Annotated in this window: 9 protein-coding genes; 3 read left to right on the plus strand and 6 right to left on the minus strand. The window is 64.5% G+C overall.

The window, feature by feature from the left end; translation table 11 throughout:
- The 5 genes from CUR21_RS17975 to CUR21_RS17995 all read right to left on the minus strand — a co-directional run bounded on the left by CUR21_RS17975 (position 1) and on the right by CUR21_RS17995 (position 5,450).
- Complete coding sequence (locus CUR21_RS17975; RefSeq protein WP_100198458.1) at positions 1-1,794, minus strand: penicillin-binding protein 2; 1,794 nt, start codon at positions 1,792-1,794, stop codon at positions 1-3.
- Positions 1,791-2,153 carry a cell division protein FtsL gene (locus tag CUR21_RS17980; protein WP_100198459.1) on the minus strand — a complete coding sequence of 121 codons (363 nt, stop codon included), beginning with the start codon at positions 2,151-2,153 and terminating at the stop codon, positions 1,791-1,793. The genes CUR21_RS17975 and CUR21_RS17980 overlap by 4 nt, the downstream gene beginning before the upstream one ends.
- Positions 2,153-3,160 (minus strand): 16S rRNA (cytosine(1402)-N(4))-methyltransferase RsmH, encoded by a 1,008-nt coding sequence (gene rsmH / locus CUR21_RS17985; RefSeq protein WP_100198460.1) that lies wholly within the window; start codon positions 3,158-3,160, stop codon positions 2,153-2,155. The genes CUR21_RS17980 and rsmH overlap by 1 nt, the downstream gene beginning before the upstream one ends.
- A gap of 1 nt (position 3,161) precedes the next feature.
- Positions 3,162-3,674, minus strand: a complete 513-nt coding sequence (locus CUR21_RS17990) for a division/cell wall cluster transcriptional repressor MraZ (RefSeq protein ID WP_100198461.1) — start codon at positions 3,672-3,674, stop codon at positions 3,162-3,164.
- Between the two features lie 669 nt (positions 3,675-4,343).
- Positions 4,344-5,450 carry an Mrp/NBP35 family ATP-binding protein gene (locus tag CUR21_RS17995; RefSeq protein WP_100198462.1) on the minus strand — a complete coding sequence of 369 codons (1,107 nt, stop codon included), beginning with the start codon at positions 5,448-5,450 and terminating at the stop codon, positions 4,344-4,346.
- A 256-nt stretch (positions 5,451-5,706) separates the two neighbouring features.
- On the opposite strand from CUR21_RS17995, the gene CUR21_RS18000 reads away from it, so the two are divergent.
- Positions 5,707-5,922, plus strand: a complete 216-nt coding sequence (locus CUR21_RS18000; protein WP_198431750.1) for a DUF1127 domain-containing protein — start codon at positions 5,707-5,709, stop codon at positions 5,920-5,922.
- An 830-nt stretch (positions 5,923-6,752) separates the two neighbouring features.
- Complete coding sequence (locus tag CUR21_RS18005) at positions 6,753-7,898, plus strand: benzoate/H(+) symporter BenE family transporter (protein WP_100198463.1); 1,146 nt, start codon at positions 6,753-6,755, stop codon at positions 7,896-7,898.
- Positions 7,899-7,910: 12 nt separating this feature from the next.
- Here CUR21_RS18005 and CUR21_RS18010 read toward each other — a convergent pair whose 3' ends face one another.
- Positions 7,911-10,277, minus strand: coding sequence for an ATP-dependent helicase (locus CUR21_RS18010; RefSeq protein WP_100198481.1), 2,367 nt, complete (start codon positions 10,275-10,277; stop codon positions 7,911-7,913).
- Positions 10,278-10,505: 228 nt separating this feature from the next.
- On the opposite strand from CUR21_RS18010, the gene CUR21_RS18015 reads away from it, so the two are divergent.
- Positions 10,506-13,946 (plus strand): pyruvate carboxylase, encoded by a 3,441-nt coding sequence (locus tag CUR21_RS18015; protein WP_100198464.1) that lies wholly within the window; start codon positions 10,506-10,508, stop codon positions 13,944-13,946.
- The last annotated feature ends 56 nt before the right edge of the window (positions 13,947-14,002 follow it).

Genomic DNA, 14,002 nt, shown 5'->3' on the forward strand with positions numbered 1-14,002 from the left:
TCAGTTCCGGACGGCTGTTAGCGTATCCACCGGGGGGGCTTCAACACTTGGGCGAATCCCGAGCAGCGGTGCGATGCGGCGGGTGATCTCGGCGGCGACAGGCACCGCCGTCCAGCCCGCGGTGCGGCGCGGTTCGGTGCCGCTGGTTTCCACCGGCTCGTCCAAGGTGACAAGCACGACATATTTCGGATCGGAGGCCGGGAAGACAGAGGCGAAGGTGTTGATCACCTTGTCTTTGTAATACCCGCCGGTGCGCTTGGGCTTGTCGGCGGTGCCGGTTTTGCCCGCGACTTCGTAGCCTTCCACCTCGGCCATGCTGGCGGTGCCGCGCGTCACCACCTGACGCAGCATTTCCACCGACGCATCGGCCACTTCTTCGCGCATTACCCGCACGCCCGGCTGCGGGCCCGCCTGTTTGAGCAGCGTGGGTTTGACGGTGATTCCCCCATTGGCGATGGTGGCATAGGCGGCGGCAAGGTGCAGCGGGCTGGCCGACATGCCGTGGCCGTAAGAGGTGGTGATGGTCACGATGTCGGGCCAGCGGGCGGGCAGCAGCGGCTTGGCGCCGGGGGCTTCGGTAAGTTCGATCGGGGTGGGATCGAAGAAGCCCAGCGATTTCAGGAAGGCCTGCTGGCGCAAACCGCCGATTTGCAGCGCAAGGCGGGCGGTGCCCACGTTGGAGGATTTCACGATCACATCGGTGACCGTGGCGAGGGGGCCGTAATTCTTGTTCTGGAATTCGCGGATGCGGTGGCGGCCCCATTGCATGGGGGCATTGGCATCGACCAGCGTGTCGGGGCCGACCATGCCCAGTTCCATCGCCTGCGCGGTGGCAAAGATCTTGAAGGTGGAGCCCAGTTCATAAACCCCCTGCACCGCGCGGTTGAACAGCGGGCTGTCACCGGGTTCGGCATCCTTGGGCAGCACCGGGTTGGGGCGGTTGTTGGGGTCGAAGGCGGGCAGACTTGCCATCGACACGACTTCGCCGGTTTTCACATCCATGATGATGGCGGCGCCGCCTTTGGCGTTCATCATGGTGATGCCCGCATCAAGGATTTCCTCGACGGCGGCCTGAACGGTGAGGTCGAGCGACAGTTCGAGCGGGGTGGCCGAGAGGGCGGGATCGCGCAGCCGCGCATCCATGGCCCGCTCGATCCCGGCGGTGCCGATGACTTCGGCGGAATGCACGCCTTCGGCGCCAAAGGAGGTGCCGCCCAGCACATGCGCGGCCAGCGTGCCGTTCGGATAGAGGCGCATTTCGCGCGGGCCGAACAACAGGCCCGGATCGCCGATGTCATGCACGGCTTGCATCTGCTCGGGGCTGAGCACCTTGCGCAGCCACATGAAGCTGCGGCCATCGGTGAAGCGGCGGGTCAGATCTTCGGCGTTGAGTTCGGGGAAGATGGCGGCGAGTTCGCCTGCGACGCGCGCCGGGTCCACCATGTCTTTCGGATGCGCATAGAGCGCGTGGGTCAGCATGTTGGTGGCCAGCACGCGGCCATTGCGATCGGTGATGTCGGCGCGCTGGGCGAGGATTTCGGCGCCAGAGGCAAAGGAGCGCGGTTCTGCGGCCTCGGTGGTGGCGACAAGGCCCATGCGCATGCCGATGGCAGAGAAGGCGACAAAGAACGCAAGCCCCAGCACCAGAAGCCGCACCTCGGCGCGGTTGCGCGAGGCGTCGCGGATCTGTTCATGGCGAAGGCGCAGATTCTCGCGTTCGATCACATCGGGGTTTTCGCCTTGGGCGCGGGCCTTGAGGATGCGGGCGAGCGGGCGGAGGGGGGTGCGGGTCACAGCGGTTCCTCCTCGGGGTTCAGCTGGCCATGGACCATGACGGAGTTGTTGAGGTCGCCGAAAAATTCCTCGACCGCCGGATAAGAGATCGTGGCGGTGTCGCCGAATTGCGACGGCTCGAGCGGCAGAAGGCCAAGGCGTTCAAAGTTGAGCGCGGCGAGTTCGCGCAGGCGGTCGGGGCGGTTGAGATAGGCCCATTCGGCACGCTGGAGCGCGAGAGCCTCACGCAGGCCCGCGATTTCGGAATTGAGGCGCGACACGTCGCGCAAGGCTTGGCGGGTGTCGTAATGTTCGCGGTAGGCCCAGAACCCAAGGCCCAGCACGGCGATGAAGGACAGAACATAGATGACGGGGCGCATCAGCGGCGGCCTTTCTTCTGAGCGGGCGGTTCGGGCAGGCCAAGCGCGGCGGGATCGACGCTTTGCGCAGGCGCCGCGGTGCGGCGACCGATGCGCAGCTTGGCCGAGCGCGCGCGGGGGTTGTCTTCCAGCTCGGCCTCATCGGGGCCGACGGCGCGCTTGGTGACCAGATCAAAGCGCGCGGTGTTCAGCGCGGTTTGCGGCGCGTAGCGGTTGGCGTTTGATTCGCTGCCCGAGGCCTGCTGGAAAAAGCGTTTCACGATGCGGTCTTCCAAGGAGTGGAAGCTGACGACCGCCAGAAGCCCGCCGGGTTTGAGCGCGCGTTCGGCGGCCATCAGGCCTTCGGCCAGTTCGGTGAATTCGGTGTTCACCGCGATGCGGATGGCTTGGAAGCTGCGGGTGGCGGGGTGGCTTTGCCCCGGTTTGGGGCGCGGCAGGCAGCGCGCCACGATTTCGGCGAGCTGCAGCGTGGACTCGATCGGCGCGCGGCTGCGGTGTTCGACGATCGCGCGCGCGATGCGGCGCGAGGCGCGTTCTTCACCGTAGTGATAGAGGATATCGGCCAGCCGGGTTTCGTCGGCGGTGTTCACCAGATCGGCGGCGGAGGGCCCGTCTTGCGACATCCGCATGTCGAGGGGGCCGTCTTTCATGAAGGAAAACCCGCGCTCGGCCTGATCGAGCTGCATGGAGCTGACGCCCAGATCCAGCACCACGCCATCGAGCGGCTGCGGCGCGTAGTGGTCAAGGTTGGAGAAGGTGCCGGGCACCAGCGTCAGACGGTCGCCATAGGTGCCGCGCCAGCGTTGCGCCATCTCCAGCGCCAGCGGGTCACGGTCGACCCCGATGACATCGGCCCCGGCGTCGAGCAGCGCGCGGGCATAGCCCCCTGCCCCGAAGGTGCCATCCAGCCAAAGCCCGCCGATGGGGGCGCAGAGGTCCAGAATGGGGCGCAAAAGCACCGGGATATGGGGGGCGCGACCCTGATCGTGATCGCCGGTCTCTGCCATCTCACCCTACCTTTGGGTAACGGCCAACCACCGCAAGGGCATCTTCACCGTCATCATCTTCGTCATCATCGCTGAACAGGTCTCGATACACATCGCCGCGCCACAGCGAAAAGCGGTCAGTCGCGCCGGCAAGGGCGGAGTCGACGCCGTCCTTGATCATCTCGGGCGTGATGCCCAGCTTTTCGCGCACGGGGCCGGGCAGGACGATGCGGCCATCGTCATCGATTTCCACCGTGGCCGAGCGGGTGATGAGGTCACGTTCGGCCTTGATCCGGTCCTTGCTGCCCAAGGGGATGCTTTCCACCCATTTCGCCAGCGCATCGGCCCCGGCCATGGAATAGCAATCGCAGAACTGCCGGTTCTTGCCGCCATAGACGATGATCATGCGGGTGCGGGGGCTGTCGGAGGTGCGGGTATCGCCAGCGTCGAGGACACGCCGAAACGGTGCCGGGATCAGCACCCGGGCTTTCGAATCTACCTTCTGGTAGTATTCACCGCGAAACATGTCCGACATATTTGCTGAGCTTGCGCCCGTCCCTTTCCGATCTTCCAGCCCCGGATGGGGCATCTTTCGCAGCCCCGGACGGGGCCAAAACCTTGGGCCAGAAATGGGAACGGCGGACCGAGCTGCTGCCACTGCTCGATCCGCCGCCTGTCCCATCGCTGGGCGTCCAGCTACGCGCGCCACCTGGGGGAGATGTCTGCTCGCTCACGCGCCGGATCTGTGTTGTCTAAACGGGTTTGCCTGTATGAAGCCTGACTGTTTCGCCTGTTCGCGGTCTTTGAAGCTGCCGCTGCTGTTCGTACTGCCCGTTTCGATGTTGCTAGGGATGCCACGGGATCATCTGGGAAGCAACGGGAATTTTCGGGCGCAAGTGGGCAGATTTGGTTTCAGCCCCCCGAAGAAAACATCATCTAGCCCTCTTGCCCAACAAAATGCAGCGGAAAACCCGCTATCACGACCGCGTGAACGCTATATCTAGTGAGCGTGATTTTTTCCCAGACATTCCCGGACAGATCTGGCGAGCCTCAGATGACCCGGGGACAATTGCACATTTGCAACAGGCACATGCGGGAGAAATGGAAAAATCCGGGCTGTTCACCCGGATTTCCCAGAAAATCCCAAGTCCGTGATTCGGCGTGATCGCGGTTTCCCGGGCCGTCCCGGCTGATCCCGCCGGGCCTAGGCCATGCCCCCGGCGATGAGCCGATGGGCGATGCGGGCATAGGCTTCGGCCTCGGGGGCGTCGGTGGCGGCGATGGGGGTGCCGCTGTCGCCCGCCTGCCGCACCGCAAGGGTCAGCGGCAATTCGCCCAAGAAAGGCAGATCAAGGCGATGGGCATCGGCCTGCACGCCGCCGTGACCAAAGATCTGGGTTTCATGCCCGCAATTGGGGCAGCAGAAGGTGGACATGTTCTCGATCAGGCCCAGCACCGGGGTCTTGAGCTTTTGGAACATATCAAGCGCCTTGCGGGCATCCAGAAGCGCCACATCCTGCGGGGTGGAAACGACGATGGCCCCGGTCAGTTGCGTGCGCTGGCACAGGGTAAGCTGGATGTCACCGGTGCCGGGGGGCAGGTCGATGAGCAGGATGTCCAGCGGCCCCCAAGCCACTTGTGTGAGGAGTTGTTGCAGCGCGCCCATGATCATCGGCCCGCGCCAGATCACCGCCTCGTCCTCTTTGAGCATGAGGCCGAGCGACATCATGGTGACACCATGCGCGCGCAAGGGTTCGATGATCTTGCCATCCGGGCTGCCGGGGCGGCGGTTGACGCCCATCATGCGCGGCTGGCTGGGGCCGTAGATATCGGCATCGAGCAGGCCGACGCGGCGGCCTTGGCGGGCAAGCGCGACTGCGAGGTTGGACGAGACCGTGGATTTGCCCACCCCGCCCTTGCCCGAGCCGATGGCGATGATGCGGTCGATTCCCGCCAGCTTTTGCGGCCCGCCCTGTTGCGGTGTCGGGTGCTGGCCGATCTTGAGCGCGGGGGCGACCTGCCCCGGCGGCGGCGCGGCGGGCTTGGCCGCAGGACCATGCGCGGTGGTAACCGCCTGCACAGTGGCCACGCCGGGCAGCGCGCGCACCGCCGATTCCGCCTGAGGCTGAAGGGCCGCGACCGCGCGCGCGATCTCGGGGCTGGGCGCTTCGATCACGAAACGGACGCTGGCCCCGCCCGACGATTCGTCGATGGAGAGCGCGCGGATCATGTCTTGCGAGACCAGATCCCCCCCCTGTGGCAGCTTGACGCGCGCCAGAGCCGCCATGACTTCACTGTGCGAGACACCCATTGTTGTTTTCCTTTTGCCTGTCCTTGCGGCACAGTTGCGATCTTTGCCCGAAAGCTCAAGGTTTGCTTGACCAAACGCTCAAATTTTGCGCGAAGGCGCTGTAATTAATGACGTTTCTGTGACAGCCAGCCATGCGGTTGCTGCATGGCGGCATTGCGCCGGGGAGCTATTGTGCAGTTGCAGCATTTGCCCCATGTTACCCCTAACAACGCGGCAGAACGCTGCAACCGAAATCGAAGCAAGAGGCTAGACGACCATGGCTTATGTAAACTCCTCGCGTGCTGCGTCTTACGGCATCGCTGACCGGGCGGCGGCCATCGTGAAATCCATTCGCGTCGGTCTGGAACGTCGTCGGGTGTTCAAGCAGACGGTGCGTGAACTGCAAGCGCTCTCGAACCGCGAATTGGCGGATCTGGGCATCCACCGCAGCATGATCACCCGGGTTGCCAATGAGGCAGCCTACGGCAAGTAAGGTTCTTTGCGAGGCCCCCTCCTCCTCCCTGGGGCCTGTAGCAAAAGCGTCGGCATCTTTCTCCTCCCTGATGCCGACGCCCCTTTAAACCGGAGCACGCGCTCCTATCTGATACGGGAAGCCCACTCCTCCTCCCTTGGGCTTTTCGGAACAGCGGCACTCTCTCTCCTCCTCCCTGAGGGTGCCGCGGATCATTCGAGGGAACGACTTTTTAAGGTCTGACCCTTACCACAGTTCGAACGGCTCCTCCTCCTCCCTGAGCCGGTCGGATCAGCGGCGGCCCCCTCCTCCTCCCTGGGGTCGCCGCGCCCGAAATTCGAGGGCCAGATCCTTGCGGGTCTTCTCCCTCACCTCAGTTCGAACGGCTCCTCCTCCTCCCTGAGCCGGTCGGATCAGCGGCGGCCCCCTCCTCCTCCCTGGGGTCGCCGCGCCCGAAATTCGAGGGCCAGATCCTTGCGGTTCTTTCCCTCACCTCCGTTCGAACGGCTCCTCCTCCTCCCTGAGCCGGTCGGATCAGCGGCGGCCCCCTCCTCCTCCCTGGGGTCGCCGCGCCCGAAATTCGAGGGTCGGATCCTTGCGGGTCTTCTCCCTCACGACGGTTCGATCCTGCCCCCTCCTCCTCCCTGGGGTTGGATTGAAAAGCGGAACCTGACGCCCCCTCCTCCTCCCTGGGGTTCGGGTTCCCTGATAGGCCGGCCCCCTCCTCCTCCCTGGGGTTGGTCGTGAATGATGCGGCGGCGCCCCTCCTCCTCCCTGGGCGTCGCCGTTTTCATTTTCGGGACTTGCGATTGCCGGGCCGGGCCGGGATAGTCGCGGCAAACGGGGGCGATATGCGGATTTCTTTGATTTCGGCGGCACTTGTGGCGGCACTGGTCGGTTATGGCTCGACCATTGCGCTGGTGCTCGCGGCGGCTTTGGCGGTGGGCGCGGATGCGGGCCAGACCGCAAGCTGGGTGCTGGCGATCTCGCTGGCCAAGGCGGTGGGGTCGGCGTGGCTGTCGGTGTGGAATCGGGTGCCGGTGGTGCTGGCGTGGTCCACCCCCGGGGCGGCGCTGATCGCGGCGACCACGGGGGTCACGATGGCGCAAGCGGTGGGCGCCTTTGTGCTGGCGGGGGCCTTGGTCGCGCTGACGGCGGCGGTGCGGCCTTTGGGGCGGTTGGTGGCGGCGATCCCGGACGGGATTGCGGCGGCGATGCTGGCGGGGGTGCTGCTGCCGTTTTGCTTGCGCGGCGCAGGGGCGGCCGAATCGGCGCCGGGGCTGGTGCTGCCGATGGTGGCGGTGTTTGCGCTGGTGCGGCTGTGGAATCCGGCGCTGGCGGTGCTGGCGGCTTTGGCGGCGGGGGTGGCGCTGGCGTTTGGCACCGGGGCGGCGCTGCTGCCCGCGCTTGAGCTTGCGGCCCCGGCGCTGGTCTTCGTGATGCCGGACTGGGATATGGGCGTGCTGATCGGTCTGGGGGTGCCGCTCTATCTGGTGACGATGGCAAGCCAGAACCTGCCCGGTTTCGCGGTGATGCGGGCGGCAGGCTATGAGCCGCCGGTGACGCGGGCGCTGGCCGTAACCGGGGGGATTTCCGCCGTTTCGGCGCTGTTTGGCGCGCATACGGTGAATATGGCGGCGATCACGGCGGCGATCTGCATGGGCGATGACGTGCATCCCGACCGCAGCCAGCGCTGGAAGGTGGGGCTGGCCTATGCCGGGGCTTGGGTGGCTTTGGGGCTGTGCTCGCCGCTGATTCTGCTGTTGCTGGCGGCCTTGCCGCCACAGGTGATGGGGGCCTTGGTGGCGCTGGCGCTGCTGGGGCCGCTGATGGGCGCGCTGACCGGGGCCTTTGCCAGTGCGGAAACGCGCTTTGCCGCCACCATCACGCTGGCGGTGGGCGGGTCTGGCGTGGTGGTGTTTGGCGTGGGCGCGGCCTTTTGGGGGCTGGTCGCGGGCTTGGCGATCTATGGGCTGGAGCGGGCCAAACGCGGCTGACCCGCCGCACGGTCAGAACGGCACTTCACTCGCAGGGGTGACAAAGCGGGCAACCAGCTTTTTCGGGCCCGCATGTTCGAAATCCACATCCAGCTTGTCGCCTTCGATTTCGGTCACGCGACCATAGCCGAACTTCTGGTGAAACACCCGGTCGCCGATGGAGAAGGCGGAAATCGCCTCGGCGTCGATGGTGAGGTGCCGGGTTTCGCGCGGTTGCTGCACCGGGCGCTGCGTTGCCCCTTGCAGACGGCGCCAGCCGGGGGAGTTGTAGACATCGGCCTTGGACACCCGTTCCTCGAGCGCGGAGCCAAAGCCGACAGTGGCCGCCGCACCGAAACCGCCGCCGTAAAGGCCGGGCGGGGTCAGCACCTCGACATGATCGCTGGGGAGTTCGTCGATGAAGCGGCTGGGAAGCTGGCTTTGCCACTGGCCATAGACGCGGCGGTTGGAGGCGAAAGAGATGGTGCAGAGCGATTCGGCTCGGGTGATGCCGACATAGGCAAGGCGGCGCTCTTCCTCGATCCCCTTGAGGCCCGATTCGTCCATGCTGCGCTGGCTGGGGAACAGCCCGTCTTCCCAACCGGGCAGGAAGACCACCGGAAACTCCAGCCCCTTGGCCGCGTGCAGCGTCATGATGGTGATCTTCTCGGACGCTTCCTCGGTTTCATTGTCCATGATGAGGCTGACGTGTTCGAGGAATCCTTGCAGATTGTCGAATTGCTCGAGCGCCTTCACCAGTTCCTTGAGGTTGTCGAGCCGCCCCGGCGCCTCGGGCGTTTTGTCGTTTTGCCACATGGCGGTGTAGCCCGATTCGTCCAAGATCATCTCGGCCAGAGCGATATGGTTGTAATCGGGTTTCAGAGTGATCTGGTGCCAGCGGTCGACGCCTTCGACGAACTGGCGCAGCTGACCGCCGCCCTTGCCGCCGATCACCGCTTTGGCCACCGCTTCGCGCGCGCCGTCCAGAAGCGGCACTTCGGCCGCACGGGCAAGGCGCTGGATTTCGCCCTGCGCCTTGTCACCCAGCCCGCGTTTGGGGGTGTTGATGACGCGTTCAAAGGCCAGATCATCCTCGGGTGAGACGGCGAGGCGGAAATAGGCCATCGCGTCACGGATTTCCTGACGTTCATAGAATCGCGGGCCGCCGATCACGCGGTAGGGCAGACCGATGGTGAGGAAGCGGTCTTCAAAAGCGCGCATCTGATGCGAGGCGCGCACCAGAATTGCCTGATGGTCAAGGCTGACCGGGTCCATGCCCCGGGTGCCGCGTTGCAGCGATTCGGCCTCTTCGCCGATCCAGCGCGCCTCTTCCTCGCCATCCCAATGGCCGATGAGGCGGACTTTCTCGCCCGCCTCCCCTGCTGTCCACAGGGTCTTGCCAAGGCGCCCTTTGTTCGCGGCAATGACCCCGCTTGCGGCGGCAAGGATATGGGCGGTGGAGCGGTAATTCTGTTCCAGCTTGATGACGGTCGCGCCGGGAAAATCCTTTTCAAAGCGCAGGATGTTGCCCACCTCGGCCCCGCGCCAGCCGTAGATGGACTGGTCGTCATCGCCCACGCAGCAGATGTTTTTATGCGCCTGCGCCAGAAGCCGCAGCCAGAGGTATTGGCAGATGTTGGTGTCTTGGTATTCGTCCACCAGAATATAGCGGAACCAGCGCTGATACTGGCCCAGCACATCGGGATGCGCCTGAAAGATGGTGACGCAGTGGAGGAGCAGATCGCCGAAATCGGTGGCGTTCAGGGTGCGCAGGCGGTCTTGGTAGGCGGCGTAAAGCTCGGTCCCCATATTGTTGAAGCCCGAGGCTTCGGCAGAGGGAACCTTCATCGGCGTCAGCGCGCGGTTCTTCCAGCCGTCGATCATTCCGGCCAGCATGCGGGCGGGCCAACGCTTTTCATCGATATTTGCAGCCGAGATCAGTTGTTTGAGCAGGCGAATCTGATCGTCAGTGTCGAGAATGGTGAAATTCGGCTTCAGCCCTGCCAGTTCGGCGTGGCGGCGCAAGATTTTCACCGAGAGCGAGTGGAAGGTGCCCATCCAAGGCATGCCCTCGGACCGTTCGCCCAACAGCCGGGCCACACGCTCTTTCATCTCGCGCGCGGCCTTGTTGGTGAAGGTGACGGCGAGGATTTCGTTCGGACGCGCGCGCCCCATGTGCAACAGATGGGCGATGCGGCTGGTGAGTGCTTTGGTCTTGCCGGTGCCCGCGCCCGCGAGCATCAGGACGGGGCCATCCAAGGCCTCGACCGCTGCGCGTTGGGCGGGGTTCAGGTCGTCGAGATAGGGCGCAGGCCGAGCGGCCATGGCGCGCTGTGACAGCGGCACCTGTTGCGGCGCGGCGGCGGCCTCGAAGGCGTCGTTTTCATCCCAATCGGTCATGCGTCCGTTATACGCCGGATTGAGGCGATGAAAAGCGTCTGTTCGCGACTTGTTCACATTTTCCCTGCAGAAAGGCGGGATTTCGCAGGTGCAAAGATTGCCCTGCATATTTCGCAAACTTTGCAGTTTGGTGACACAGCGCCCTTGCGCTGCAGTGCGGCGCCAATAGAGTGAGGCGGATTGCCGCGCCTGTGATGCGCCGCGCGCATGCCTTTAAGGGAGAAAACCATGCCCGAGTTCAGCAAAATTCTTGTCGCCAACCGGGGAGAAATCGCCATTCGTGTGATGCGGGCCGCGAATGAGATGGGCAAGAAAACGGTGGCGGTGTTCGCGGAAGAGGACAAGCTGAGTCTGCACCGGTTCAAGGCGGATGAAGCCTATCGGATCGGCGAGGGTCTGTCGCCGGTGGGGGCGTATCTGTCGATCCCCGAGATCATCCGTGTGGCCAAGATGTGTGGCGCGGATGCGATTCATCCGGGCTATGGGCTGCTGTCGGAAAACCCTGATTTCGTGGATGCCTGCGATCAGGCTGGCATCATCTTTATCGGGCCGCGCGCCGAGACGATGCGCGCGCTGGGGGATAAGGCGAGCGCCCGGCGGGTGGCGGTCGAGGCCGGGGTGCCGGTGATTCCGGCCACGGAAGTGCTGGGCGAGGATATGGCCGCGATCAAGGCCGAGGCGAAGGCGGTGGGCTACCCGCTGATGCTCAAAGCGTCTTGGGGCGGTGGCGGGCGCGGGATGCGGCCGATCCTGGCCGAGGAGGAGCTGGAGGCCAAGGTGCGCGAAGGGCGGCGCGAGGCCGAAGCCGCCTTTGGCAATGGCGAGGGCTATCTGGAAAAGATGATCCTGCGCGCGCGCCATGTGGAGGTGCAGATTCTGGGCGACAAGCATGGCCAGATCTATCACCTGTGGGAGCGCGATTGCACGGTGCAGCGGCGCAACCAGAAGGTGGTGGAGCGCGCCCCTGCCCCCTATCTGACCGAGGCGCAGCGGGCCGAGGTTTGCGAGATGGGCCGCAAGATTTGTGCCCATGTGAATTACGAATGCGCGGGCACTGTCGAATTCCTGATGGATATGGACTCGGGCAAGTTCTACTTCATCGAGGTGAACCCGCGCGTGCAGGTGGAGCATACCGTGACCGAAGAGGTGACGGGCATCGACATCGTGCAGGCGCAGATCCTGATTGCCGAGGGCAAGACGCTGGCCGAGGCGACGGGGGTGGCGGATCAGTCGGGCGTGCGGCTGAACGGCCATGCGCTGCAATGCCGGGTGACGACGGAAGACCCGCTGAACAATTTCATCCCCGATTATGGCCGCCTGACCGCCTATCGCAGCGCCACCGGCAACGGGATTCGTCTGGATGGCGGCACCGCCTATGCGGGGGGTGTGATCACCCGCTATTATGATTCGCTGTTGGTGAAGGTGACGGCCCATGCGCAGACGCCGGAAAAGGCGATTGCGCGGATGGACCGCGCCTTGCGCGAGTTCCGGATTCGCGGTGTGGCGACGAATATCGAATTCGTCATCAACCTGTTGAAGCACCCGACCTTTCTGGATGACAGCTACACCACCAAGTTCATCGACACGACGCCGGATCTGTTTGCCTTCCGCAAGCGGCGGGACCGGGCGACCAAGATCCTGACCTATATCGCCGATATCACGGTGAACGGGCACCCCGAGACGGCGGGCCGCGCCAAGCCCCCGGCCGAGGCCAAGGCGCCCAAAGCGCCGCCCTTGCGCTCTGAGCCCGCGATGGGCACCCGCAACCTGCTGGAACAAAAAGGTCCGCAAGCGGTGGCGGACTGGATGAAGGCGCAGAAAAAGGTGCTGATCACCGACACCACGATGCGCGACGGGCATCAGTCGCTGCTGGCGACGCGGATGCGGTCGATCGACATGATCAAGGTGGCCCCGGCCTATGCCGCCCATCTGCCGCAACTGTTCAGCGTGGAATGCTGGGGCGGGGCGACGTTCGATGTGGCCTATCGCTTCTTGCAGGAATGCCCGTGGCAGCGGTTGCGCGATCTGCGCGCACAGATGCCCAATCTGATGACGCAGATGCTTTTGCGCGCGAGCAATGGCGTGGGTTACACCAATTACCCCGACAATGTGGTGCAGGCTTTCGTGAAACAGGCTGCCGAGACGGGCGTGGATGTGTTCCGCGTGTTCGATTCGCTCAACTGGGTCGAAAACATGCGCGTCGCAATGGATGCGGTGCTGGAGGCGAACAAGGTTTGCGAAGGCACGATCTGCTATACCGGCGATCTGCTGGACCCGGCGCGGTCGAAATATGACCTGAAATATTATGTGGAGCGCGCGCTGGAGCTCAAGTCGGCGGGCGCGCATGTGCTGGGCCTGAAGGATATGGCGGGGCTGTTGAAGCCGGCGGCGGCGCGGGTTCTGATCAAGACGCTGAAACAGGAGGTGGGGCTGCCGGTGCATTTCCACACGCATGACACCAGCGGTGCGGCAGCGGCGACGATTCTGGCCGCCTGTGACGCCGGGGTGGATGCGGTGGACGCGGCGATGGATGCGTTTTCGGGCGGCACCTCGCAGCCTTGCCTTGGGTCGATTGTCGAGGCGCTGCGCCACACCGACCGCGACACCGGGCTGGATATTGCCGCGATCCGCGAAATCTCGAACTATTGGGAGCAGGTGCGTGCGCAGTATCTTGCGTTTGAATCGGGCACCCCTGCCCCGGCGTCAGAGGTTTACCTGCACGAGATGCCCGGCGGGCAGTTCACCAACCTGAAGGCGCAGGCGCGGTCTTTGGGCCTTGAGGAGCGCTGGCCCGAGGTGGCGCAGGCCTATGCCGATGCCAACCAGATGTTCGGCGACATCGTGAAGGTGACGCCATCGAGCAAGGTGGTGGGCGACATGGCCTTGATGATGGTGGCGCAAGGGCTGAGCCGGGCGCAGGTGGAGGACCCAGCCGTGGATCTGGCCTTCCCCGACTCGGTGGTGGACATGCTGCGTGGCAATCTGGGCCAACCGCATGGCGGCTGGCCAGAGGGCATTCTGAAGAAGGTGCTGAAAGGCGAGGCACCGTTGACGGCGCGTCCGGGCGAAACGCTGCCGCCCGTCGATCTGGAAGAGGTGCGCGCAAAGCTTTCGGCCGATCTGAACGGCTATACGGTCGATGACGAGGATCTGAACGGCTATCTGATGTATCCCAAGGTGTTCCTGGACTACATGGGCCGCCACCGCACCTATGGCCCGGTGCGAATCCTGCCGACGAAGACGTTCTTCTACGGCATGGAGCCGGGAGAAGAGATCACGGCGGAAATCGACCCGGGCAAGACACTGGAGATCCGGCTGCAAACCGTCGGCGAGGCCGATGATGCGGGCGATGTGAAGGTGTTCTTCGAGCTGAACGGCCAGCCTCGGGTGATCCGGGTGCCGAACCGTGCGGTCAAGGCCAAGACCGCCGCGCGCCCCAAGGCGGCCGAAGGCAACCCCGCCCATATCGGCGCGCCGATGCCGGGATCTGTGGCCAGCATCGCGGTGAGCGTGGGCCAGAAGGTGCGCGCGGGCGATCTGCTTTTGACCATTGAGGCGATGAAGATGGAAACCGGGCTGCACGCCGACCGCGAGTCGGTCGTAAAGGCCTTGCACGTGCAGGCGGGCAGCCAGATCGACGCCAAAGACCTGTTGATCGAACTGGAATAAGCGCGCCATTCCAAAAGGTTGAAAGCCCCGGCCTTGCGCCGGGGCTTTTTTTATTG

This window comes from Pseudorhodobacter sp. MZDSW-24AT (genome assembly GCF_002794355.1).
GTDB lineage: Bacteria > Pseudomonadota > Alphaproteobacteria > Rhodobacterales > Rhodobacteraceae > Pseudotabrizicola.

Bases quoted from the DNA above. Each gene is read 5' to 3' on its own strand.
- CUR21_RS17980 (WP_100198459.1), bottom strand. From the start codon at position 2,153: ATGCGCCCCGTCATCTATGTTCTGTCCTTCATCGCCGTGCTGGGCCTT.
- rsmH (WP_100198460.1), bottom strand. From the start codon at position 3,160: ATGGCAGAGACCGGCGATCACGATCAGGGTCGCGCCCCCCATATCCCG.
- CUR21_RS17990 (WP_100198461.1), bottom strand. From the start codon at position 3,674: ATGTCGGACATGTTTCGCGGTGAATACTACCAGAAGGTAGATTCGAAA.
- CUR21_RS17995 (WP_100198462.1), bottom strand. From the start codon at position 5,450: ATGGGTGTCTCGCACAGTGAAGTCATGGCGGCTCTGGCGCGCGTCAAG.
- CUR21_RS18000 (WP_198431750.1), top strand. From the start codon at position 5,707: ATGGCTTATGTAAACTCCTCGCGTGCTGCGTCTTACGGCATCGCTGAC.
- CUR21_RS18005 (WP_100198463.1), top strand. From the start codon at position 6,753: ATGCGGATTTCTTTGATTTCGGCGGCACTTGTGGCGGCACTGGTCGGT.
- CUR21_RS18010 (WP_100198481.1), bottom strand. From the start codon at position 10,277: ATGACCGATTGGGATGAAAACGACGCCTTCGAGGCCGCCGCCGCGCCG.
- CUR21_RS18015 (WP_100198464.1), top strand. From the start codon at position 10,506: ATGCCCGAGTTCAGCAAAATTCTTGTCGCCAACCGGGGAGAAATCGCC.